Below are 23,403 nucleotides of genomic sequence, written 5' to 3' on the forward strand. Positions count from 1 at the left end.
CGAAGGCCCCGGCAGTCGGCTACTGCATGTTGAGTAGCCGTTCGAGATATTCCTTTTCGAGGGCAGGGCTCAGCGCATCGCCGAGGCGCTTGCGGATGGCGTCCAGAATGCGGCGCGCGCGCTGGGTGTCGATCTCGTCGGGAACGTCGACCGAATCGCCGAAATCCGGCCCCGTGGTCGCCTGCGGACGCCCAAGCGGATCGCGGCCATTATTGCCCTGCCGATAGCCCTGTTCGCCGCCGCCCTGCTCACCCTGCATGGCCTGCTGCATCTGGTTCATCATGTCCTGCGCGCCGCGCCGCAGGGCTTCGAGCGCACGGCCCTGTTCGCCCACGGCCTGCTCGCCTTCGCCCTCGCCAAGCGCGCCTTCGGCTTCGCCCATGGCCTCGCCGGCCTCGCCGAAACCTTCGCCGGGCTTGATGCCCAGCCCCTCAAGGCCCTCCATCAGGCTTTCCAGATCCTGCCGCAGCATGCCCTGACCCTGTTGCAGGCCGCGCATGGCGTCGGCGAATTCTTCAGGCGTCATGCCCTGACCCTGTCCGGGCTGCTGGCCCTGACCGGGCTGGTTCTGCCCTTCCTGCCCCTGTTGACCGCGCTCGCCCTGCTGGCCTTCCTGACCGCGCTGCCCGCGTTCCATCTGGTCCATGCGGAAGGTCTCGTTCATCAGCTCCTGCTGCTTGCGCATCAGATTGCCGAGCTCGTCCATCTGCTGGCGCATTTCCGACTGCTGGCCACCCTGCTGCCCCTGCTGGGAGCGGCCGGCCTGCAGGTTGTTCATCATGTTCTCAAGTTGGGAGAGCAGTTCCTGCGCCTGATCGCGCGCGCCGGATTTGGCCAGTTCCTCGATCTGGTCGAGCATGCGCTCCAGATCGCTCTGGTTCAGCATCTGGCTGTTCTCCGGCATCTGTTGCGCCAGATCGGGGTTCTGCTGCGCGCGCTCGGCGAGTTCGCGCATGAACTCCTGCATGGCGCTGCGCAATTCGTCCATCAGCTGGGCGATTTCCTCGTCGCTCGCACCGTCTTCAAGCGCCTGCCTCAGGGCTTCCTGGGCCTGCCGCAAACGCTTCTCGGCGGCGGTGAGGTCACCATCCTCGATGATGAGTGCGATCTCCCAGAGATAATCGACCACGCTGCGCAGCTGGTCGTCCGACTGCGCCGTTGCAAGCCGCGAGCGGGCCGCCGAAACACCGAGGAAATGGGCGAGATCGCTCAGCGTTCTCTCCGGCCATGTCATGACCGCGTCCATCAGGTCGAGAACGCGCTGCTTGCCATTGGCGTCCAGCGCCAGAATGCGTCGCTGCTCCACCAGCGCCTTGGCCAGCGGATTGGTGAAAATGCGCTCCGGCAGGGTAACGACTTTCGCTTCGCTCAGCGCTTCCTGCCCTGCATCGTCGACCGCGCGCAGCGTAATCGTCACCGAACTGCCGGCCCACGGGTGCTCGGTAAGGTCGCGTGAGGTCTTCGCGGCGATGCTCTTGCCATCGCGGCGCGGCAGGGTGAGCGCCAGGTCGGGCGCTTCATAGAGCGGGCGCGCATCGGTCGCCTGCCAGGCCTGCCTGAACAGCGCCTGGGCTTCGGCAGCCCCGTAATCGTCCTCGATTTCATAGAAGAGTTCCAGCGCGCCATTGACGGCGCGTCTGGGGTCTTCGGCAAAGCGGATTGCCGGGGGATTGTCCGGCGTCACCGAAAAGAGCCAGCTTTCGATCTCTTGTCCGTCGCGCTTCAGGATGAGCTTGCCATCGCCGGCAAGCGTGCTGGCGAAACGGCGGGCGGTGGCGGCAGAGGAGAGCGTTTCGCTCTGCGACGCGCCTTCCGGCTCGATCAGGGTTTCCGCGTCATCGACGCCAAGGAAGGAAAGCGTTTCCGTGCCCGATCCGCCGGTGACCCGCAGCGCGAGCATGCTGCCCTGCGGCACGGTGAAGTGGTCGGTTTCGCGGTTGGCTTCAGCGGTCAGGTAGAGCGGTGCGCGGCGGGTGTAGTTGGGGGGCGTGACCCAGGCGTCGATGCGCGGGGGGATAATCTCCGCCCCGCCATTGGCCCGGAACCCGTCCAGAATGCTGCCGCCATAGGGGCCGGTGGAGAAGGCTGCCGCAATGACCAGAAGCAATGCAGCGGCGGCGCGCAGGCCCCAAGGGTCTTTTTCCGGCACGCCGGTTTCCGGCAGGTCGCCGCGCAGATTGTTCAGCCTTCCGGCCATGCGCTTCTGGTGTTCGCGCCATAAGGCGTCGGCAAATTCGTTCTGGCTACCGGCGAGCCGGTCCGATTGCGTTGCGACGGGCTCATGCTCAAGCTGATTGACGCGCTCGATGCGCCGGTCGATTTCAGCCGGTTGCGGGCGGCGGAAGCCGCGCAGACGCCAGAGTGCGGCGAGGCTTGCAAGTCCGAGCAGACCGAGAACGGCGGTCCGCACCATGTCGGGCATGAGCCTGAAGAGGCCAAGCCAGGAAATGCTCAGGAACAGGCTGATAAGGACAATGAGCGGCAGGACAAGCGGCCAGAGACGTTCCACCACCATGACGGAACGAATGGCAAACCGGGTGCGCGCGAGGCGCGCGAACCGGCTCCTGTGCGTTTGCCCTGTCGGTGTTTCAGCCATAGGCGCTCTCTGCACATTGCCGCAGCGCGCGTGAATCGCACGCCCTGTCATCATGAAGGATAGCAGTAAACGCGGCGAAGGCGAGGCGGCGCGCGAAATTGTGATCCGCGCGCTGCAGGTGGTTTTACTCGGCGAGCCAGTCCGGCATCGAATCGAGCGCGATCAGCTCTTCAAGGCTCAGCCGGGGCCGAATCACGTGGAAACGGTCGCCATTTACCAGAACTTCCGGCACAAGCGGGCGCGAATTGTAGGTGCAGGCCTGCACCGCGCCATAGGCGCCGGCAGAGCCGACGGCGATCAGGTCACTGGCCTTGAGCGCAGGCAGCTCGCGGTCGAGCGCCAGATAGTCGCCCGTCTCGCAGACCGGACCGACAACATCGGCGACGAGCGTGCCGGCATTCTCGTCCGGTTCGGCGACGGGGCGGATGGCGTGGAACGCCTCGTAAAGCGTGGGGCGGATGAGATCGTTCATCGCTGCGTCCACGATGACGAAGTTCTTCGCTTCGCCTTCCTTCACATAAACCACTTCCGACACGAGGATGCCGGCATTGGCGGCGATCAGGCGGCCGGGTTCGAGCATGACCTTCAGGCCGAGCTTTTTCATGTGCTTGCGCACGACTTCGGCATAGGCGTCGGGCAGGGGCGGCTGGTCGCCATCCTCCGCGTAGGGAACGCCAAGCCCGCCGCCGAGATCCACATGCTCGATGGCGTGGCCGTCGGCGCGCAGGGTTTCGGTCAGCTCCGTCAGCAATGCGAAAGCATCGTCAAAGGGCTGCAGTTCGGTGATCTGGCTGCCGATATGCATGTCGATGCCGGACACTTTCAGGCCGGGAAGCCCGGCGGCGCGCGCATAGGCGGCGCGGGCGTCCTTCCAGCTGATGCCGAACTTGTTCTCCGCCTTGCCGGTGGAGATTTTCTTGTGCGTTTTCGCGTCGACATCGGGATTGATGCGCAGCGACACATTGGCCGTCAGCCCCAGCGCGGTGGCGCGGGCGGAGAGCTGTTCAAGCTCGGGCATCGATTCGACGTTGAAGCAGAGAATGCCGGCCTGGAGCGCGAAGTCCATTTCGCGCGCGGTCTTGCCGACACCGGAAAACAGGATCTTGTTCGCAGGCACGCCGGCGGCCAGCGCACGGCGCAGCTCGCCTTCCGAGACCACATCCATGCCGGCGCCGAGGCGGGCAAGCGTGGTCAGAACGGCCTGGTTGGAGTTTGCCTTCATGGCGTAGCAGACGAGCGCGTCCAGCCCCTCGAAAGCTTCCGAGAAGACACGGTAATGGCGCGTCAGCGTTGCCGTGGAATAGCAGTAGAACGGGGTGCCGACGGCTTCCGCAATGGCGGGCACCGGCACGTCTTCGGCGTGCAGCACGCCGTCACGATATTCGAAATGATTCACGGCAGCAGGCTTTCGGCTGAGCGTTTGGTTGTCTGGCTCGCGCCGTCATGCCGCGCAAGCCTTTTCGGTCCGGACTTATCGATGGAGCATCGGATTATCCGAAAACCGGTTCCCACTTTTCGGTCCGATGCTCTAGAGCAGACCGTCGAGGATGAACGGACGATCTTCGACCGGTTTTTCCGGCGCCGGCGGGACGGGCTGGTCGTTGCGTTCAGCTTCCTTGCGCGCATCCACTGCCGCCTCATAGGGCGAATCAAGTGGCGCCTTGCGCCCGCAGGCGGCAAGGCCGAGCGCGAGGCCGAGCATGACAAGGGTGAGCGTGCGGCGGGCCGTCATGAGCGTTCCATTCCTCGAAAGTGCGTGGGCTGCGTTTTAGCGCTTTTTGGCGGGCGTTGCATCCCGTTTCAGGCGTTTCTTCCATGCGCTGATCTGGCGGGTCACTTCGGAGGGCGCGGTGCCGCCATAGGAGGTGCGGCTTTTCACGGAGTTGCTGACCGACAGCACCGAGAAAACGCCATCGTGAATGGCCGGGTTGATCGCCTGGAGGTCTTCCAGCGCAAGCTTTTCAAGCCCGCACTTCTTTTCCTCGGCAAGCGCCACGGCGCGGCCCGTCACGTGATGCGCCTCGCGGAACGGCAGGCCCGCTTCACGCACCAGCCAGTCGGCCAGGTCGGTTGCGGTGGAGAAACCGGCTCCGGCGGCCTCCTTCATGGCGGTCGTGTTGACCTCCATGTCGCCGACCATGCCGGTCATCGCGGCAAGCATCAGGTCGAGCGTCTCGGCAGCGTCGAAGACGGCTTCCTTGTCTTCCTGCATATCCTTTGAATAGGCGAGCGGCAGGCCTTTCATCACCGTCAGCAGCGCGATCAGGTCGCCATTGATGCGGCCGGTCTTGGCGCGGATCAGTTCAGCGGCGTCCGGGTTCTTCTTCTGCGGCATGATCGAGGAGCCGGTGGAGAAGGAATCGGACAGGCGCACAAAGCCGAACTGCGGCGTCGACCAGATGACGATTTCCTCGGCCAGACGCGAAAGGTGAATGGCGCAGATGGCCGAAAGCGACAGGAACTCCAGCGCGAAATCGCGGTCCGACACGGTGTCGATGGAGTTGCGGGTGGGCTCACGGAAACCAAGCGCCTCGGCCGTCATGTGACGGTCGACGGGGAAACCCGTGCCGGCAAGGGCGGCAACGCCGATCGGGCTTTCATCCAGCCGCTCGATGGCGTCGCGCACGCGCGAACGGTCGCGGCCGAACATTTCGACATAGGCCATCAGATGGTGGCCGAACGTGACCGGCTGCGCCGACTGCAGATGCGTGAAGCCCGGCATGACGCTCGCGGCGTGTTCCTCGGCGCGGATGAGAAAGGCCTCGATGAGGCCGCCAAGCGCGACATCGACGCGCTGCAACTCTTCCTTGACCCAGAGGCGGAAATCGAGCGCCACCTGATCATTGCGCGAACGCGCCGTGTGCAGCCGTCCTGCGGCCGGTCCGATCAGCTCGGCCAGACGCGCCTCGACATTCATGTGAATGTCTTCGAGCCTGGTGGAAAAGGTGAAGGAGCCAGCCTCGATCTCTGACAGGATCGTGTTCAGGCCCTCAACGATTTTTTTCTCGTCGTCAGCCGAAATTATGCCAGTCTTTGCCAGCATGGCGGCGTGGGCCAGGCTGCCGCGAATGTCCTGGGCGTAAAGCTTCTTGTCGAAACCGATGGATGCGTTGATCGCTTCCATGACGGCATCGGGTCCTGAGGCAAAACGTCCGCCCCACATGCGGTTGCTGGCTTGGTCTTCGCTCATCATGATAACCGGGCGCTAGTGTGGAAAGAAGAATGTCGAAGCAGAAACAAAAATTCCCGGCACTTCGCTTGGTCGTCCTGGCTGTTGCCGCGGGCGCTATAGCGGGTGCGATTGCGGTATACGTGAAGGGTGGGCTGGATGGCAACAAGCCGGCGACCCAGATTGCCGTCGATGCAGACAATGCGGTCTGTGAGGCTAAGCAGGAGCAGGCGCGCGCCATTGGCGCTGCGGCAACCGGTCACGTGGCGGCCATGCTGGCTGCCGATCCGCCGCGCTCTTTAAAAACACTGGCCTTTGCCGGTCCCGACGGCGAGGCGATGTCGGTCGGAGATTTTTCGGGCCGTGCGATCCTGATCAATCTCTGGGCCACCTGGTGCACGCCCTGCCGTGAGGAAATGCCGGTGCTTGATGCGCTGCAATCTGCCAAAGGCGGCGACGATTTCGAGGTTGTTGCGGTCAATGTGGATCGCGGCGACGATGAAAAGCCGACCGCGTTCCTGGAAGAAACGGGCATTGAGGCCCTGGGCTATTACCGCGACAGTTCGATGAAGATTTTCAACGATCTGAAAAGTCAGGGGCTGGCGCTTGGCCTGCCGGTGACGCTGCTTCTCGATGGGGAAGGCTGCCTCATGGCGCATATGAACGGACCCGCCGAATGGGCGAGCCCGGATGCCGAGCGTCTGATCGACGCGGTGGTTGCGAACCAGAAATGACCCTGTCGGGGAGCTTCATGCTCCCCTAAATCGCTCCGGCAGCGGAAAGCCTTTTCAGGCAGCCGCGCGCGGGCTGTAGACGCAGCCTTCGGCCTGCCCGTCAGGTCCACGCTTGACCTCAACACGATCAACCGTGAGCGTTGTCTCCGAAAGCTTGTCGAAAATCCATTTGGCAAGATTTTCGAGCGAAGGGACCGACAGGCCGTCGATCTCGTTCAGATAGGTGTGGTCCAGGGTCTTGTGGACGACGGCTATCTGTTGTTCGACTTCATAGAGATTAGCCGCCCAGCCATAAACCGGGTCAGGTTCGCCGACGAGATGGACGGAGACCTTGAAGGAATGCCCGTGCAGACCGGAATAAGGCTCCAGCTTGTGCGCGGCCTCGAATGTAAATTCCTTGTACGTTTCCACTTCCTAATCCCCTGACTTTAAATGGATTTTCGGACTCACGATCGTTTCTTCCGGAGGAAGCTTTACCTTTCCTCAAGGCTGAGCGACGCCTGCCGTAGGTCGATCGGACGATCTGTTGTATAATCCTTTTGGCTTAAAGGTTTGGCACCCGCTTTGATGCCTGTCAATCTACCGGGACGAGTGTGCCAAAAGAGGTGTGCCGTTAACCTGTTGTTTGGTTAGCCGGCATTATCCTTGGCTGCGTTTTAATTTACGCCAGCAAAGAGGCTCAAGAATGACCAATAAAAATAACCGCGGAGGCTGGTTTGCGGCACTGGCGGTGCTGCTTTTCTCGTTTGTGGCTCCGGCCGCTGCGCAGAATGCCGAACTGCCAAAGCCCGAGGGCAATGTCATCCTGACGATTGACGGCAATATCGGTGCGACCAATGGGGAAGGCGTCGCCGATTTCGATATCGCCATGCTCGAGAAGCTGAAATCCGCAAAGATCAAGACGAGCACACCCTGGTTCGACAATGAGGTCGAGTTCGAAGGGGCGCTGATGACCGAGCTGATGAAGCTCGTTCAGGCAGATGGCAAGGAAGTGGTTGTCACGGCGCTGAACGACTATCAGGCGCCGGTGCCGATTGCCGATTTTGCCGAACATGGCACGATCCTCGCCTACAAGCGCGACGGAGAGTACATGCCGGTCAGCGACAAGGGGCCGCTTTTCATCGTCTATCCTTACGATTCCTCACCTGAACTGAACACGCAGAAATACTACTCTCGTTCTGTTTGGCAGATTCGACGCTTTACCGTTCGCTAGGCGTCTGACAAGCGCTGTTCATGGCGGAACCGGAAACAATACATATGAAGCGTCGCACGGCCTCTCGTGTAGTGCAGGTGGTTCTTTCCATCGGCATGATCGCATTGGCCGTTGCGGCGCTTTATATTTCTGTTCTGGTGTTCCAGCGTCAGGAAGCACTGACGCAGATCTTCCGCTACAACATCGCCTATAGCGCCAGCCAGGGCATGAACGAGCTCCTGCGCTTCAGGCGGACCCTGACGGCGGCTCTCATTGATCCGCCGCAGGTTACCAAGCAGGATGTGGAGCTGCGCTACCAGATCCTGCTCAGCAGGCTGAGCCTGTTCGAGCAGGGCGAATTCATGAACTTCGTCACTGCATTGCCGGAAAACCGGGAAACGGTCGACGAACTGGCAAGCGCGCTGGACGAAATCGGCGGATTTATCGGCGAAATCGACGATCCGGAAGTGGCCCAGCAGGCGCTCGACCTGACAGCGCCGCTTGAACGCAAGATGGTCGCGCTCGCTTCCAAGGCGAATGAATATGGAGCGACGGCGCAGGCGGAGGATCAGCGGCAGCTTCTCACGCTGCACTGGATATTCTCATCCCTTGCGCTTTCGCTCGTCGTGTCGGGCTTCATCTTCATCGCCATGCTGCGATGGCAGCACCGGCTGCAGATCAGTGTGCAGCAGCGGCTGAAAGCGACCAATGAGGATCTGTTGCGAACGAGCGCGGAGCTCAGCGAAAGCGCTGCCGCCGCACGTCGCGCCAATGAAGAGCTGATTACCCAGAACCTGCTCTTCAACACGGCGCTGAACAACATGTCCCACGGCCTTTGCATGTTCGATGCAGAGGGCAAGCTCATCGTCAGCAATCAGAAGATGGAGAACATCTACGGTCTGAGCCAGGAGCAGCTCCGGCTGGGCACGTCGCTCGACATGCTGATCCAGCACATGGTCGAGACCGGCGCCTGCGCGGAATATGAGGCCGAACAGCTCTCTCAGATGCAATGCAAGCTGATCGAAGAGGATCGGTCCGATACGCTGATACAGGAACTGCGCGATGGGCGCACCATTCTGATTTCTCACCAGCCGATGCGCGGCGGCGGCTGGGTTGCGACTTATGAAGACATAACCGAGCGGCACAAGGCGCAGGCGCAGGTTGCCTATATGGCCCGCCACGACACGCTGACCGATCTTCCCAATCGCATTTTGATGCGTGAGCAGCTGGAGGACATTCTTGCCTCCAGCAGCGACCGGGGCCTCGCCACGGCGGTGATGTGCGTCGACCTCGACAATTTCAAAAGCATCAACGACACGCTCGGCCACCCGGTTGGCGACGCTCTTCTGCGCGCTGTTGCCGGGCGCATTCGCAACACGGTGCGCGAGACGGATGCGGTGGCGCGTCTTGGCGGCGACGAATTTGTGGTTGTTCAGGGCAATGTCGAAAAGCCGGAGCAGGCGAGCAGCCTGGCCAAGCGGCTGATCGAGGCGCTGGACGAACCCTATATCATCGAGGGGCATCAGGTGCTCACCGGCGCAAGCGTCGGCATCGCCATTGCCGAAGCCGACGAACAGGGCGGTGACCTTCTCATGCAGGCGGACGTAGCGCTCTATCAGGCCAAGGGCGATGGACGCGGTGTGTTCCGCTTCTATGAGGCAGGCATGAACAAGCGCCTGCAGCGCCGTCGCTCGCTGGAGGCGGAGTTGCGCGCGGCCAATCTGGACGAGCAGTTCCATCTCGTCTTCCAGCCGATCATCGGGCTTGGAACCAACCGGGTCACCACTTTCGAGGCGCTGCTGCGCTGGACGCACCCGGTGCACGGACCGATCTCGCCGGACGAGTTTATCCGCATTGCCGAGGAAACGGGCGCGATCGTGCCCATCGGCGAATGGGTGCTGCGCCGCGTCTGCCTTGAGATGAAGTCGTTGCCGGACAATATCAGCATCGCTGCGAACCTCTCGCCGATGCAGTTCAAGCGGGATGACATCGTGGAGACGGTCGCGCGTGTTCTCTCCGAGACCGACACGCCGGCAAACCGCCTCGAACTCGAGATCACCGAAACGCTGCTTCTGGAAGACAGCCGCAAGCTGCACACGGATCTGCGTCGCCTGCGCAAGCTGGGCACCCGCATCTCGCTCGACGATTTCGGCACCGGCTATTCATCGCTCAGCTATCTGCAGAAATTCGCCTTCGACAAGGTGAAGATCGACCGCCTTTTCATCAAGGAAATCACCAAGAGCGCGGATCAGGCGGCGATTGTTCAGACCATCGTGAACCTGGCCTTCACGCTGGGCATGACCACGGTGGTGGAAGGTGTCGAGATGGAAGAGCAGTTGCGCATCATTCGCGCCATGGGTTGCGATGAAGCGCAGGGCAATCTGTTCAGCAAGCCGATCCCTGCCTCCGACATTCCTGACTTCCTGGCTGCGCACAAGCTTCGCCGCTATGCGGCCTGATCCCGAAAGCCTTTAATCTTCTGCACGTTCGTTTCGCGCGCGCTCGCGGAAAATGCGCCGTATGACCTTGCCGGTCGTCGTGAGGGGCATGGATTCCACGAAAGCGATTTCGCGCGGATATTCGTGGGCTGAAAGGCGTTCACGCACCCATAATCGAATGTCCTCGGCGAGCGCGTCGCTGGGGTCGGCTCCCTCGCGCAGGACGATATAGGCCTTCACGATTTCGGTGCGCACGGGATCGGGCTTGCCCACGGCGGCGGCGAGCGCCACGTCGGGATGGCCCGTCAGGCAATCCTCGATCTCCGTTGGCCCGATGCGGTAGCCGGCCGAGGTGATGACGTCATCGTCGCGTCCGACGAAATGGATGTAACCGTCTTCATCGCAAGCGCCCTGATCGCCGGTCGTCATCCAGTCGCCGATGAATTTTTCGGCGGTCGCGGCTTCGTTCTCCCAGTAACCCAGAAACATCACCGGGTCGGGCCTCAGAATGGCGATGTCGCCAGCCTCATGGGCGGGCAGGGGGCGACCCTCCCTGTCGATGACGGCAACCCGGTGTCCGGGAACCGGCAGGCCGATCGCGCCGGGCCGCCCCACATTGAGCGCATGGCAGGACGAAAGGACGAGGTTGCATTCGGTCTGTCCGTAGAACTCGTTGATCTCCAGACCAAGCGCATTGCGCGCCCACTCGAATGTTTCGCGCCCGAGCGCTTCGCCGCCGGAGCCGATGGTGCGCAGGGAAAGGTCGAAACGCTTCCGGATATCGGGAACGGCTTTCAGCATGCGCAGCGCCGTGGGCGGGATGAAGGCGTTGCGCACCTTCATCTTCTCCATAAGGCCAAGCGCCGTTTCGGGGTCGAATTTCTCAAACCGGCCCGCGACGACGGGAGTGCCGAGATAAAGGCCGGGCAGGAGCACGTTGAGCAGTCCGCCTGCCCACGCCCAGTCGGCCGGGGTCCACAGGAGATCGCCTTCCTGCGGCAGGAATTCATGGTGGAACTGAACGCCCGGCAGGTGCCCCAGCAAGACCCGGTGCCCGTGCAGCGCGCCCTTGGGCGGTCCGGTGGTGCCGGATGTGAAAATCATCATGGCCGGATCGTCCGGCCCCGTAGCGGCCGCTTCGAAGGGGCCGGCATTCTCGGCGATGATGCGGTGAAAATCCTGCGTGTCGCCGCTTGCCCCGTCCACACAGACCGAAAGCCTCAGTGCGGGGAGCCTGTCCCGGATGCGCGCAATCTTGGAGAGCCCGGTATCATTGGTGATCACCGCTGCAGCGCCCGACGTGAACAGCCGGTATTCGAGCGCTTCGGCCCCGAAGAGGAGGGCGAGCGGCACGGCGATTGCGCCAAGCTTGTAGATCGCAGCATGCGCAATCGCGGTCTCGAAGGATTGCGGGAGGAGCAGAGCAACCCGGTCGCCACGCCTGATGCCGGCTCGTGCAAGGCCTGCGGCCAGCGCATCGGAGTGCGCGGCAAACATGCCGTAGGTCAGCGTGGCTGGTGTCTCTCCGGGCCTGTATTCGAAAAGGGCTATGCGTTCGGGCGCGTGTTTCGCCCAGTCATTGGAGATGGCTGTACCGATATTGAACGTCTGCGGGATGTTCCAGCGGAACCCGTCATAAAGCGCTTTGTAGCTTTCGCGCCGTTCAAGCATCGTCGTGACATGTCCTCCCCTGTCCGTCGCCTTGATGCTCTCGGGAGCCAGTGTCCCTCTAAGGAACCAGTGTCCCTTGGGGAAATGGTGCCCCTGGCCGGACTCGAACCAGCACTCCTTGCGGAACTCGATTTTGAGTCGAGCGCGTCTACCAATTCCGCCACAGGGGCCCGCCGCGAACGGCCGGACAGGCAGCGGACTATACGGGGAAGCGGGGCTCCGTCAACACTTTGCGAGACAAAACGCCCCGCGTTTCGCGTCTTTTGTCGCCAGCGTTGCACATGGCCGCCGCAGCGGCTAGACAAAGCGCCTCATCGAGGGCCATCCATGCTTCGCAAACTCTACGACTGGACCATGTCGCTGGCAGCCACACGGCATGCCGAAAAAGCGCTGGCCTCCGTGTCTTTCATCGAAAGCTCCGTGTTTCCCATCCCGCCGGATGTGCTGCTGATTCCGATGGTGTTATCGGAGCGCGCCAAATGGCTGCGCTACGCGCTCATCTGCACCGTCAGCTCCGTTCTCGGCGCGCTTCTGGGCTATTTCATCGGCGCGTTTCTCTACGAAGCGGTCGGGCAGCCGATTCTCGCCTTCTATGGCAAGGAAGACGCCTTCGATCAGGTGGCCGGCTGGTACAACACCTGGGGCGGCTGGGGTGTGCTCTTCGCGGCGGTAACGCCGTTCCCCTACAAAGTGCTCACCATCTTTTCGGGCGCGACGGGGCTCAACCTCGTCACCTTCGTCGTGGTGTCGATCATCGGCCGCGGCCTGCGCTTCTTTTTGGTGTCGTGGCTGCTCTACAAGTTCGGCCCGCCGATCCGCGTCTTCATCGAAAAGAATCTTGGCCTTCTTTTCACCCTTTTCATGGTTTTGCTGGTCGGTGGTTTTGTCGCCATCCGCTACATTTTCTAGAGGCCTTCCATGTCCCTTACCGCTCCCACCGGCGCCACCCAGAAATTGAGCGCTGCGCTGCTGGCCGTTGGCATGGCGGCGACCGTCGGCATTGCCCTCGGCTTCGAGCACATTGGCGGCTATATTCCCTGCATGCTGTGCCTTGAACAGCGCACGCCCTATTACATTGGCGCGCCGTTGATGCTTCTGGCGCTGCTGGCGTCATGGTTGAAAGCGCCCGCCATTGTCACGCGCGGCCTGCTTCTGGCCGGTGGCGCGCTCATGCTCTACGGCATGGGGCTCGGTGCGTATCATTCCGGTGTGGAATGGGGCTGGTGGGAAGGCCCTGCCGATTGCGGAGCCGGTGCCGCAAACCAGGATTTCGGCGGCAATCTGCTCGATCAGCTCAACGCCGTGATCCCGCCGTCCTGTAGCGAGGCGGCCGGTCGTTTCCTCGGCCTGTCATTTGCTGGCTGGAACGTTCTGGCAAGCGCGCTCTGGGCGGTCATCGCCCTTCGCGCCGCCTTCAAGCGGTAGGAAAGCCGCTAGCGAACAGGCTAGGGCTGCAGTTCAACATCCCAGTAAAGGTAATCCATCCAGCTTTCGTGCAGATAGTTGGGTGGGAAGAGCCGCCCGTTGTTGTGCAGATCCTGCACGGTGGGGCGGTAGGGTTTTTGCTGCGGCCACATCTTTGCCCGTGAAGGCATGACGCCGCCTTTTTTCAGATTGCAGGGCGAGCAGGCCGCGACCACGTTTTCCCAGGATGTGACACCGCCAAGGCGGCGGGGAACAACATGATCGAAGGTGAGGTCTTCATGGGTGCCGCAATACTGGCACCGGAAGCGGTCGCGCAGGAACACGTTGAAACGTGTGAAGGCTGGATAGCGCGACGGCTTTACATAGGTTTTGAGGCAGATCACGCTCGGCAGCTTCATCGCGAAGGATGGCGAGGAAACCTGCTGGTCGTACTCGGCAACGATGTTCACCCGGTCGAGGAAGACTGCCTTGATGGCATCCTGCCACGACCACAGTGACAAAGGATAATAACTGAGCGGTCTATAGTCCGCATTCAGCACCAGAGCAGGCATGCTGTCTGGCGAGGCCGCGATCGTCACGTCTTTGAAGCTCCTTCAACTGACCAAGTCGATCGATGCAAATACTGTAAGCCCGCCGTGACAGGATTGTGAAGCGCATATTTTGCTTTATGACATTTCAAACAGCTGGTTTTTCGCTGTTTTTTGCGTCGATCAGGGCAAAGGAGCGGCTTCGTGCCCTTTTCTCTCCCGATAATAGGCCCAGAACAGGCGTGCGGCGACGGCGCGAAGCGGCGTCCATGATTCGGCCAGCATGGCCAGATCGCGGGGATTGGGGCGCTCGGACAGGGCCAGGGCATCGGCAACGGCAGCCTGAAGCGCGACATCGCCGGCCGGAAACACATCCGGGTGACCGGCGGCGACAAGCAGATAGACCTGCGCGGTCCATGGGCCGATGCCGGGCAGCGCGGTGAGCCGGGCGATGGCCTGATCGGCGTCAAGCGCACACAGCGCCTCAAGGTCGAGCCCGTCATCCCGGATCGCGCAGGAGAGCGCCAGAACGGTGCGCTGCTTGGCGCGTGAGAGGCCGGCAGCGATCAGCGGTTCTTCGCCGCCCGAAAGCACTGCGTCCGGTGTCAGCGGATTCACCAGCCTGACAAGCCGCCCTTCAATGGCGTCGGCGCTGGCGCGGGAAACCTGCTGGGATACAATGATGGAAACGAGGCTCGCAAATCCGGGTGCGGTGCGCCGGAGCGGAACCTCGCCCGCCCGCGCGCGCACGGCTTCAAGGCGGGGATCGATCCCGACAAGCGCGTCCAGCGCCTCCAGAATGTGCGCATCCGTGTCTATGCGGTGCATGGCGGCGCTGTGTCCTCTTCTTGCCGAGCACGAAAGAAAGCCGTAGCAATCGATGAATGCCGACCGCAACCCGATTCACGATTTACCCATGACACGCCCGGTTTTCCGGTTCGCGCCGAGCCCGAACGGCCAGCTTCATCTTGGCCACGCCTATTCCGCGCTTTTGAACCATCAGATGGCGCGCGAGGCCGATGGCCGGTTTCTCCTGCGCATGGAAGACATCGACGTGACGCGCTGCACGCCCGAGCTGGAGCGTGGCGTGCTGCATGATCTGGCCTGGCTGGGGCTTAACTGGGAGCAGCCGGTGCGCCGTCAGTCGGAGCATTTCGACGATTATCGTGCGGCTCTGGAACAGCTTGTCGAGGCGGAGCTTGTCTATCCCGCCTTCATGAGCCGGGGCGAGGTGCGGGCAAGCATTGCCTGTTACGAGGCTGATGGCGCGTCATGGCCGCGTGATCCGGATGGTGCGCCGGTTTATCCGGGCGACGACAGGTATCTCACGCCGGAAGAGCGCGAAGCGCGCATTGCCGAGGGGGCGGCCTTCGCGTGGCGTCTCGACATGCGAGCGGCGATTGCGCATGTGGGCAAACCGCTTTTCTGGGACGAGACGGGGCAGGGACCGAAGGGCGAGACGGGAAGCGTTGCCGCCGATCCAGAAGCCTGGGGCGACGTGGTGATTGCGCGTAAGGAAATCCCCGCAAGCTATCACCTGTCAGTCGTCGTCGATGATGCGCTTCAGGGCGTCAGCCATGTGGTGCGTGGGCGTGACCTGTATTACGCGACGGCGGTTCATCGCCTGCTTCAGGAGCTTCTGGGCCTGCCGGTCCCGCAGTACCACCATCACGATCTGATCCTCGATGATGATGGTCGCAAGCTTTCCAAAAGCCGGGGTGACACCAGCCTCGACGCCCTCAGGGCAAGCGGCGCAACGCCGGAGGACATCAGGCGCATGATCGGCTTTTCGGTATCCTGACCCTGGATCGCCGTTGGTCTGCACCGACGCACAAAGGGTGCTCCAAGCTATTCCTGGAGCATCGGAACAACCCGAAAACCAGATTCCATTTTTCGGGCCGAGGTTCTAGCCGATCCTTTTGATGATGGCCTTGATGATGACGAGGAGGAGCAGCGCGCCAAACGCGCCGCCGAGGCCCGCCAACGCCGCGTCGAGCAGGCTCCCGAAGCGCGTGCCACGTTCGTTGAAAACATAAATGGTGCCGAAAAAGGCGAGCGTGATGATCGTGGCGTTGCCGAGTGTGCCGAATCCATCATCGCCCAGCGCGGCGCTGAGGCCGAGCGAGAGGATATAGGAGATCATTGTCACGGCAACGAGCGCGAACAACAGCCAGCTCGTGTCCAGTTTCATCAGCATTCGCGCATCCCCCCGGTGGCGCAACAGATCATCTTTCTTGATCGTATGATGGAAATGTTTCGCTTTCCTTGCGGGGTGCGTGGCTGATAAAGCCGCGCTCAGACCGCCAGCCAATGGATTGCCGTGCGTCCATGGGGACGAACAAAGGGCAATCCGGCCTTCCGATGCTCCAGACGCAGGGACAAGAGACCGATGCAAGACCTTACGCGGGCCATCCCGGCCCTGTTCGTCCTCCTCTGGGCGACGGGCTTCATCGGCGCGCGTTACGCCATGCCCTGGGCCGAGCCCTTCACCTTTCTGTGGGTGCGCTTTGCCATCACCTTCGGCGTCCTGCTTCTGATCATCCCTCTGGTGAAAGCGAAGGCGATTGGCCCGTTGAACGCCATGCACGCGGCAATCGCCGGCGTGCTGATGCATGGTGTTTATCTGGGAGGCGTGTTCTGGGCTGTCCGTCAGGGGCTTCCGGCGGGCTTTGCCGGCCTGATCGTCGGGCTCCAGCCCATGCTGACTGCCGTGATCGCCGGGCTTTTCCTTGGCGAGACGGTGACGCGCAAGCACTGGCTTGGCCTTGTGGTCGGGCTTGTTGGCGTCGCCACCGTGCTGTCGCCGAAATTCGGCTCGGCCACGGACGGCGTCACGGTTGCAACGCTTGGCGCGGCCATCGTCGCGGTGATCGCCATGAGCGTTGGCACGGTGTGGCAGAAGCGTTTCGTGGCGACGGCCGATCTGGTCACGGTGACGCTTTGGCAATATGTCGGCGGCTGGGCGGTGGCTTTCCTGATCGCCACGCTGTTCGAGACCGGGGATTTCGTGCTGAACGGCGAACTGGTGTTCGCCATGGTCTGGCTGGTCTTCGTCCTGTCGCTGGGCGCGATCTTCCTTCTGATGATCCTCATCCGCGAAGGAGAGGTGGCCCGCGTGGCTTCGCTCTTCTATCTCGTGCCGGGCGTGACCGCCCTGATGGCGTGGGTGCTGTTTGACGAAACGCTGAGCCCGATCCAGCTTGTCGGCATGGCCATCACCACATTCGGGGTGGCACTGGCGACGCGCCGCAGCCCGCGTCAGTCGGCTCCGGCCACGATGCGTGCTTCGCGATAACGCTTGATCGAGGCGTTCAGCTCACCGCCGAGAATGAACATCGCCGAGATGATGTAGAGAAACACCACCGCGATCATGATCGAGGCGAGGCCGGCATAGGTGCTGGCATAGCTGCTGAAACGGCCGAGATAGGCCGCGAAGACGCTCGAGCCGACGAAGGAGCCGAGCAGGGTGAAGGCAATGCCCGGCAATACATCCAGAAGGCTGCGACGCCCCGCCGGCAACCATAGATGCACGGTGATCAGCGCCAGGATGAGAACCGTCAGCGCGATGACGTAGCGCCAGAACGTGATGGTGCCGACATAGGGCGCGATCCACTCGAAATTGCTTTCGGCGATGTTCAGCGCCACGGGCGCGATGACGAGAAGCAGGCTGATCGCCAGAAAGCCGATGGTCGCCACCAGCACGAAGATCAGGCTCTGCGCGCGCAGCCGAAAGATCGAACGCTGTTCGCTGACCCGGTAGGCGCGGTTGAGCGAGAGGCGCAGTGCCTCCACGCCATTGGACGCGAAAACGCCCGCAAGCACGACACCGAAGGTCAGGACGTCGCTGCGGCGCACGCCAAGCACATTGTGCACTTCCTGCGCGATCGGCTCTGCAACCTCTTTGGGCCATGTGTCGAAGATCAGGTCCACCGCCTGCTGCGAAAAGGCGTCGGCTCCCAGAAAGCTGGCGAGCGCCGTGGCGAAGATCAGGAACGGAAACAGCGCCATCAGCGCAGAGATCGCCACGTGACTGGCCATTGCCCAGCCGTCATCGGTGTTGAAGTGGCCGAGCGCATCGCCGAGGATGCGTCTTGTGGCGTTCAGTCCGCGCACGGCTGTTCCTTTCAGTTCGATTCCAAGACTGCTTTTTATTGTTTCGCACCGGTCAATATGTGAAACCGAGGCACTTATAAACAAGTGCAGACGGGAATTTCATGGGCCAGGGCCGGACAATTCTGATCACCGGAGCATCATCGGGCATCGGGGCCTGGTGCGCCAGTGCCCTGCAAAAAGACGGCTGGCGGGTCTTCGCAACGGTGCGCCGCCCGGAGGATCGCGCGTCGCTGGAGGCGCAGGGGATCGAGCCGCTATATCTGGATTACGCCGAGCCCGAATCAATTGCCGCCCTTGTCGAAGAGGTGCTGCAACGCACCGGCGGCACGCTTGATGCGCTTTTCAACAATGGCGCTTATGCGCAGGCCGGTGCGGTCGAGGATCTGCCGGTGGAGGCGCTGCGTCATCAGTTCGAGGTGAATGTCTTCGGCTGGCACGATCTCACCCGGCGCATCGTACCCGTCATGCGCCGGCAGGGGCATGGCCGCATCGTGCACTGCTCGTCGATCCTCGGTCTCGTGCCGATCAGGTTTCGCGGAGCCTATGCCGCGTCCAAACATGCGCTGGAAGGGCTGATGCTCTGCCAGCGGGCGGAACTGGAAGGATCGGGCATTCATGTTTCGCTGATCGAGCCGGGGCCGATTGCCTCGAAGATGGCCAGCAATGGGCTGCCCTGGTTCGAGCGTTTTATCGACCATGAAAACTCCGTCCACCGCGAGGCCTATGACGCGCAGCTGGCGCGGTTGCGGCAGGGCGGCGTGAAATCACGCTTCAAGCTTGAGCCGGATGCCGTCTATGTTCAGCTCGCCCACGCGCTTCTTTCCCCACGCCCGAAGCCGCACTATGTGGTAACCACACCGGCGCGCATCGGTGTCGCATTGAAACGTCTCCTGCCTGCGCGCATGCTCTACAGCTTCCTGTCGAATCAGGGTTGAATCCGAGAAGAAAACCGCCATGGAAACACTCTTCAATATCCTCTCCATCCTCGTGATGATGGCGGTCGTGATCGTCCTCATTCGCGGCCTCATGAACATGATGCGCGGCGGGTCCGCCAACACGTCCAACAAGCTGATGCAGGCGCGCGTCATCCTTCAGGCAATCGCCATCGTCTTCGTCGTTCTCGCGCTCTATTACGCGCGCTCGAAGGGCGGCTGAGGCGCTTCATGGTCAAGCTGAACAAGATCTACACCCGCACGGGCGATGACGGGACGACGGGGCTTGGCTCGCGCGAGCGCCGCCTGAAGAGCGATTTGCGGGTCGCCTCCTACGGCACGGTGGACGAGGCCAATGCCTGCATCGGCATGGCCCGCATTCATCTGGCCGAGACCGCGCCGGCAATCGACGCGATGCTTGTGCGCATCCAGAACGATCTTTTCGACCTGGGTGCAGATCTTGCGACGCCCGACACGGGCGAGGTGCTGGAATATGAGCCCCTGCGCATCGTCCAGAGCCAGGTGGACCGGCTGGAGGCGGATATCGATGCGCTGAATGCCGAGCTTGCGCCGCTGCGCTCCTTCGTTCTGCCCGGAGGCAAACCGGCGGCGGCGGCGCTGCACCTTGCCCGCACGGTCTCGCGGCGGGCCGAGCGCCTCATGGTGGAACTCAGAACCATTGAGGGCGAAATCGTCAGTAACGAGGCCATGCGCTACATCAACCGCGTGTCGGATTTCCTCTTCGTCGCCTCCCGGGCCGTCAATGACAATGGCGCGCTCGACGTGCTATGGGTGCCTGGGCAAAATCGCTGACGAAAGTCGGGCCGGGATCGGGGCCCGCGAAGAGGGCTCCGATGTTCATACCGCTGCACGACGCAAACAGCCTGCGGCATATCAATCGCCAATATGTCACGCTGACCATCATTGCGGTCAACGTGATCGCCTATCTGATAACGACGGTCGGCGGCACTGATTTCGCTTTCGCCGCCGCGATTGGCCTGGGTTACATTCCCTCCGTCTCCTACGATCTCGCCGTGCTTCCGCCCGAGCTTGATCTCGTGCCGGAACCGCTGACCTACATCACCTACACTTTCCTGCATGGCGACCTGATGCATCTGGGCGGCAACATGCTGTTTTTGTGGGTGTTCGGCGACAATGTGGAAGATGCGCTCGGCCATTTCCGCTTTCTGGTCTTCTATGTGCTCTGCGGCGTGGCCGGCGCCTATATGCATGGCTTCATTGCGCCGGCTTCCAATGCGCCGCTGATCGGCGCTTCTGGCTCGATTGCCGGCATTGTCGCCGCCTATCTGATCCTGCATCCCCGGGTGAAAGTGTGGGTGCTGGCCTTTGCCCGCATTCCGCTGCGCATTCCGGCCTTCGTTCTTCTGGCGCTGTGGATCGGATTTCAGTTCCTGATGCTGGTGATCGACACGGAAAACCAGATCTCCTGGGCGGCCCATGCCGGCGGCATTCTGGCGGGTGCCGTGCTGGTGTTTATCCTCAAGCGCCGGGATGTGCCGCTGTTCGACCGCAGCATCGAAAAACCGCGGGCGGTGGAGCTGGAGAAACCCGACATGGCGCGGCCGCTCGAAAGCAGCCAGCCCCGCTGGGGACGACAATAGGGCGTTTCGACATATTGACGTGAACGTTAGGCCTCTCTACGGTCCCGCCAACTCCGGCGGCGAGCCGCATGAAGGGGGGAGGAGGCGTGTTCTGAATTTCCCCGCACATGTCGGCATTCGGCTAACCGGTTAATCCGTCTGCTGTTATTCAGCATCAGAACCGAAGTCCACCATGGAAGGTGAATGCGCATGAAAGTCCTTGTTCCGGTAAAGCGGGTCATCGACGCCAATGTGAAGCCCCGCGTGAAGGCGGATGGCTCGGGTGTCGAGCTGACGAACGTCAAGATGGCGATGAACCCGTTCTGTGAAATCGCGGTCGAAGAAGCGATCCGCATGAAGGAAGCCGGCAAGGTCGAAGAAATCGTCGCCGTTTCGATTGGCCCGGACAAGGCCCAGGAAACGCTGCGCACCGCGCTCGCCATGGGCGCTGACCGCGCAATCCTGGTGAAGACCGACGATGCGGTCGAGCCGCTCGACGTCGCCAAGATCCTCAAGGGCGTGGCCGATGAAGAGAAGCCGGAGATCGTGATCCTCGGCAAGCAGGCCATCGACGATGATTCCAACCAGACCGGCCAGATGCTTGCAGCGCTGCTCGGCTGGAGCCAGGGCACGTTCGCATCGGATGTGGAGCTTGCCGACGGCAAGGCCAAGGTCACCCGTGAGGTGGACGGTGGTCTGCAGGTGGTCGAGCTCAAGCTGCCGGCCATCGTGACCACGGATCTGCGCCTGAACGAGCCGCGCTACGCGTCTCTGCCCAACATCATGAAGGCCAAGAAGAAGCCGCTCGACGCCAAGACGCCGGGTGATTACGGGGTCGAGGTCAAGGCGCGTCTCAACGTGCTGAAGACCGAGGAACCGGCTGGCCGCAAGGCAGGCATCAAGGTGGGCTCCGTCGCCGAACTGGTCGACAAGCTCAAGAACGAAGCCGGCGTGCTTTAAGGGGAAGGGAAAAAAGATGGCTATTCTTCTGGTTGCCGAACACGACAACGAAACCCTTTCCGACCAGACCGCCAAGGCGCTGTCCGCCGCGAGCCAGATCGGCTCCGACGTTGATGTGCTGGTTGCCGGCAAGGGCGCAAAGGCTGCTGCCGATGCTGCAGCGAAGCTTGCCGGCGTGCGCAAGGTTCTGCTCGCCGAGAGCGACGCGCTTGCCGAGCGTCTCGCCGAGCCGCTGGCCGATCTGGTCGTCTCGCTGGCTGGCGATTATGACACCTTCGTCGCGCCCGCCACCACCACCGGCAAGAACGTCATGCCGCGCGTTGCAGCGCTGCTCGACGTGATGCAGGTGTCCGACATCGTCGAAGTGGTCGACGCCAAGACCTTCAAGCGCCCGATCTACGCCGGCAACGCGATCCAGACGGTCGAATCGACCGACGACAAGCGCGTCATCACCGTTCGCACGGCCACTTTCCAGGCTGCCGCCGAGGGTGGTTCGGCCGCAGTCGAGACCATCGACGCGCCTGCCGCTTCCGATCTGTCGAGCTTCGTTGAAAACCGCATCGCCGAGAGCGACCGTCCCGAACTGACGTCGGCACGGGTCATCATCTCCGGTGGCCGCGCGCTCGGTTCGGAAGAGAAGTTCAACGAGGTCATCCTGCCGGTGGCCGACAAGCTGGGCGCTGCCGTTGGCGCTTCGCGCGCTGCCGTCGATGCGGGTTATGCCCCGAACGACTGGCAGGTGGGTCAGACCGGCAAGGTCGTTGCACCCGAACTCTACATTGCCTGCGGCATTTCCGGCGCGATTCAGCACCTGGCGGGCATGAAGGATTCCAAGGTGATCGTCGCGATCAACAAGGACGAGGAAGCCCCGATCTTCCAGGTCGCCGATTACGGCCTGGTTGCAGACCTTTTCGACGTGCTGCCGGAGCTCGAAAAGGCGCTTTAAGCCAATAATCAGAACACCGGAATCTCAGGCAACAGCCCCGCTTTCGAGCGGGGCTTTTTTTATGCGGCGTTCACGGCTCCGCCAGCGCCACCGTTCGCGGCAGAGCTGGCCAAGGATTTTGTAAGCGGGGGTAGACGCCATTGCGCGGCCCATCTAGTTTGCACTGCAACAACAGCGACGAAGGGTGCGGACCGCACTTCACGGGGTTTTCGACATGACTGGAAAGATTGAAAAAGTGGGTGTGATCGGTGCGGGTCAGATGGGCAGCGGCATCGCCCATGTGGCTGCACTGGCAGGTTTCGACGTGAAGCTCTACGACCTTTCCTCCGAGCGGATCGAGGCCGGCATCGCAACCATCTCCGGCAACATGGCGCGCCAGGTCTCTTCGGGCAAGCTGGAAGACAAGGTGCGCCAGGATGCGCTGGCCCGCATCGCGCCCGCGACCACCATGGAAGCACTGGCCGACATGGATCTGGTCATCGAGGCGGCCACCGAGGATGAGACGGTCAAGCGCAAGATCTTCGCCCAGCTCTGCCCGGTTCTGAACCCCGAGGCCATCGTCGCCACCAACACCTCGTCCATCTCGATCACGCGCCTTGCCGCACAGACGGATCGCCCCGAGCGCTTCATCGGCATTCACTTCATGAACCCGGTTCCGGTGATGAAGCTGGTCGAGCTGGTGCGCGGCATCGCCACGGAAGATGACACGTTCGAGAAGGCGCGCGGTTTCGTCGACAGCCTTGATAAGACCATCACGGTTGCCGAAGACTTCCCGGCCTTCATCGTCAACCGCATCCTGCTGCCGATGATCAACGAGGCGATCTACACGCTTTATGAGGGCGTCGGCACGGTCGAGGCCATCGACACCGCCATGAAGCTTGGCGCGAACCATCCGATGGGCCCGCTGCAGCTTGCCGACTTCATCGGCCTCGACACCTGCCTGTCGATCATGCAGGTGCTCTATGAGGGCTTAGCAGACTCCAAGTACCGCCCATGTCCGCTTCTCGTGAAATATGTCGAGGCAGGCTGGCTTGGCCGCAAGACCGGTCGCGGCTTCTACGATTATCGCGGCGAAACGCCGGTGCCGACGCGCTAGAAT

General features: G+C 62.1%; 24 protein-coding genes and 1 tRNA gene. 14 read left to right on the forward strand and 11 right to left on the reverse strand.

All coding sequences use genetic code 11. The features are described 5' to 3' along the window. Positions 1-19: 19 nt before the first annotated feature. The 4 genes from NDI72_RS06965 to argH all read right to left on the reverse strand — a co-directional run bounded on the left by NDI72_RS06965 (position 20) and on the right by argH (position 5,786). Positions 20-2,596, reverse strand: coding sequence for a TIGR02302 family protein (locus NDI72_RS06965; protein WP_283800023.1), 2,577 nt, complete (start codon positions 2,594-2,596; stop codon positions 20-22). A 124-nt stretch (positions 2,597-2,720) separates the two neighbouring features. Beyond that, positions 2,721-3,992 carry a diaminopimelate decarboxylase gene (gene lysA, locus NDI72_RS06970; protein WP_283800024.1) on the reverse strand — a complete coding sequence of 424 codons (1,272 nt, stop codon included), beginning with the start codon at positions 3,990-3,992 and terminating at the stop codon, positions 2,721-2,723. 132 nt (positions 3,993-4,124) lie between these two features. Then, the gene (gene lptM, locus NDI72_RS06975; protein WP_113153139.1) at positions 4,125-4,328 is read right to left on the reverse strand and encodes an LPS translocon maturation chaperone LptM; all 204 of its coding nucleotides are present in this window, start codon (positions 4,326-4,328) and stop codon (positions 4,125-4,127) included. Positions 4,329-4,364: 36 nt separating this feature from the next. Further along, positions 4,365-5,786 (reverse strand): argininosuccinate lyase, encoded by a 1,422-nt coding sequence (gene argH, locus NDI72_RS06980; protein ID WP_283800025.1) that lies wholly within the window; start codon positions 5,784-5,786, stop codon positions 4,365-4,367. 32 nt (positions 5,787-5,818) lie between these two features. On the opposite strand from argH, the gene tlpA reads away from it, so the two are divergent. Continuing rightward, positions 5,819-6,499, forward strand: a complete 681-nt coding sequence (gene tlpA / locus NDI72_RS06985; RefSeq protein WP_283800026.1) for a thiol:disulfide interchange protein TlpA — start codon at positions 5,819-5,821, stop codon at positions 6,497-6,499. 54 nt (positions 6,500-6,553) lie between these two features. Here the strand turns inward: tlpA and NDI72_RS06990 are convergent, their stop codons facing one another. Beyond that, entirely contained in the window at positions 6,554-6,910 is a 357-nt protein-coding gene (locus NDI72_RS06990; RefSeq protein ID WP_113153137.1) for a 6-pyruvoyl trahydropterin synthase family protein, read from the reverse strand. 274 nt (positions 6,911-7,184) lie between these two features. Between NDI72_RS06990 and NDI72_RS06995 the strand changes: the two genes are divergently transcribed. Further along, positions 7,185-7,712, forward strand: a complete 528-nt coding sequence (locus NDI72_RS06995) for a putative pterin-binding protein (protein ID WP_206546207.1) — start codon at positions 7,185-7,187, stop codon at positions 7,710-7,712. Between the two features lie 44 nt (positions 7,713-7,756). Beyond that, the gene (locus tag NDI72_RS07000) at positions 7,757-10,150 is read left to right on the forward strand and encodes a putative bifunctional diguanylate cyclase/phosphodiesterase (RefSeq protein ID WP_222474110.1); all 2,394 of its coding nucleotides are present in this window, start codon (positions 7,757-7,759) and stop codon (positions 10,148-10,150) included. 12 nt (positions 10,151-10,162) lie between these two features. Here NDI72_RS07000 and NDI72_RS07005 read toward each other — a convergent pair whose 3' ends face one another. Together NDI72_RS07005 and NDI72_RS07010 are read right to left on the reverse strand one after the other, a co-directional pair. Then, positions 10,163-11,800 (reverse strand): AMP-binding protein, encoded by a 1,638-nt coding sequence (locus tag NDI72_RS07005; RefSeq protein ID WP_283800027.1) that lies wholly within the window; start codon positions 11,798-11,800, stop codon positions 10,163-10,165. An 85-nt stretch (positions 11,801-11,885) separates the two neighbouring features. After that, a tRNA-Leu gene (locus tag NDI72_RS07010) sits at positions 11,886-11,970 on the reverse strand. A 157-nt stretch (positions 11,971-12,127) separates the two neighbouring features. Between NDI72_RS07010 and NDI72_RS07015 the strand changes: the two genes are divergently transcribed. Both NDI72_RS07015 and NDI72_RS07020 read left to right on the forward strand, forming a co-directional pair. Then, positions 12,128-12,709 carry a YqaA family protein gene (locus NDI72_RS07015; protein WP_113153134.1) on the forward strand — a complete coding sequence of 194 codons (582 nt, stop codon included), beginning with the start codon at positions 12,128-12,130 and terminating at the stop codon, positions 12,707-12,709. A gap of 9 nt (positions 12,710-12,718) precedes the next feature. Next, complete coding sequence (locus tag NDI72_RS07020; protein WP_113153133.1) at positions 12,719-13,225, forward strand: disulfide bond formation protein B; 507 nt, start codon at positions 12,719-12,721, stop codon at positions 13,223-13,225. Between the two features lie 20 nt (positions 13,226-13,245). On the opposite strand, the gene NDI72_RS07025 is transcribed toward NDI72_RS07020, so the two are convergent. After that, the gene (locus tag NDI72_RS07025; protein WP_113153132.1) at positions 13,246-13,803 is read right to left on the reverse strand and encodes an HNH endonuclease; all 558 of its coding nucleotides are present in this window, start codon (positions 13,801-13,803) and stop codon (positions 13,246-13,248) included. Positions 13,804-13,935: 132 nt separating this feature from the next. Continuing rightward, the gene (locus tag NDI72_RS07030; protein WP_206553842.1) at positions 13,936-14,580 is read right to left on the reverse strand and encodes a DNA-3-methyladenine glycosylase family protein; all 645 of its coding nucleotides are present in this window, start codon (positions 14,578-14,580) and stop codon (positions 13,936-13,938) included. A gap of 88 nt (positions 14,581-14,668) precedes the next feature. Between NDI72_RS07030 and gluQRS the strand changes: the two genes are divergently transcribed. Next, complete coding sequence (gluQRS, locus tag NDI72_RS07035) at positions 14,669-15,553, forward strand: tRNA glutamyl-Q(34) synthetase GluQRS (protein ID WP_283800028.1); 885 nt, start codon at positions 14,669-14,671, stop codon at positions 15,551-15,553. Positions 15,554-15,658: 105 nt separating this feature from the next. Here gluQRS and NDI72_RS07040 read toward each other — a convergent pair whose 3' ends face one another. Beyond that, a complete protein-coding gene (locus tag NDI72_RS07040; RefSeq protein WP_206546248.1) occupies positions 15,659-15,949 on the reverse strand; it encodes a hypothetical protein in 291 nt (96 codons plus the stop codon). Between the two features lie 192 nt (positions 15,950-16,141). Here NDI72_RS07040 and NDI72_RS07045 point away from each other — a divergent pair, with 192 nt between their 5' ends. Continuing rightward, positions 16,142-17,047, forward strand: coding sequence for a DMT family transporter (locus NDI72_RS07045; protein ID WP_206548321.1), 906 nt, complete (start codon positions 16,142-16,144; stop codon positions 17,045-17,047). Here NDI72_RS07045 and NDI72_RS07050 read toward each other — a convergent pair. After that, the gene (locus NDI72_RS07050) at positions 17,011-17,865 is read right to left on the reverse strand and encodes a YihY/virulence factor BrkB family protein (RefSeq protein ID WP_162742204.1); all 855 of its coding nucleotides are present in this window, start codon (positions 17,863-17,865) and stop codon (positions 17,011-17,013) included. The genes NDI72_RS07045 and NDI72_RS07050 overlap by 37 nt on opposite strands. A 101-nt stretch (positions 17,866-17,966) precedes the next feature. Here NDI72_RS07050 and NDI72_RS07055 point away from each other — a divergent pair, with 101 nt between their 5' ends. From NDI72_RS07055 to NDI72_RS07085, 7 genes are all read left to right on the forward strand, one after another. Further along, a complete protein-coding gene (locus NDI72_RS07055; RefSeq protein WP_283800029.1) occupies positions 17,967-18,800 on the forward strand; it encodes an SDR family oxidoreductase in 834 nt (277 codons plus the stop codon). A 19-nt stretch (positions 18,801-18,819) separates the two neighbouring features. Beyond that, positions 18,820-19,020: a twin transmembrane helix small protein gene (locus tag NDI72_RS07060; protein ID WP_113153126.1), complete on the forward strand. Its 201-nt coding sequence runs from the start codon at positions 18,820-18,822 to the stop codon at positions 19,018-19,020. Positions 19,021-19,028: 8 nt separating this feature from the next. Further along, entirely contained in the window at positions 19,029-19,610 is a 582-nt protein-coding gene (locus NDI72_RS07065; protein WP_283800030.1) for a cob(I)yrinic acid a,c-diamide adenosyltransferase, read from the forward strand. Positions 19,611-19,651: 41 nt separating this feature from the next. Then, a complete protein-coding gene (locus NDI72_RS07070) occupies positions 19,652-20,419 on the forward strand; it encodes a rhomboid family intramembrane serine protease (RefSeq protein WP_206546216.1) in 768 nt (255 codons plus the stop codon). Positions 20,420-20,608: 189 nt separating this feature from the next. After that, positions 20,609-21,358, forward strand: coding sequence for an electron transfer flavoprotein subunit beta/FixA family protein (locus NDI72_RS07075; protein ID WP_113156027.1), 750 nt, complete (start codon positions 20,609-20,611; stop codon positions 21,356-21,358). Between the two features lie 16 nt (positions 21,359-21,374). After that, complete coding sequence (locus NDI72_RS07080) at positions 21,375-22,304, forward strand: electron transfer flavoprotein subunit alpha/FixB family protein (RefSeq protein WP_206546217.1); 930 nt, start codon at positions 21,375-21,377, stop codon at positions 22,302-22,304. 214 nt (positions 22,305-22,518) lie between these two features. Beyond that, the gene (locus NDI72_RS07085; RefSeq protein WP_113153122.1) at positions 22,519-23,400 is read left to right on the forward strand and encodes a 3-hydroxybutyryl-CoA dehydrogenase; all 882 of its coding nucleotides are present in this window, start codon (positions 22,519-22,521) and stop codon (positions 23,398-23,400) included. Positions 23,401-23,403 lie beyond the last annotated feature (3 nt).

This window comes from Nitratireductor sp. GZWM139 (assembly GCF_030068685.1).
Lineage (GTDB): Bacteria > Pseudomonadota > Alphaproteobacteria > Rhizobiales > Rhizobiaceae > Nitratireductor > Nitratireductor aquimarinus.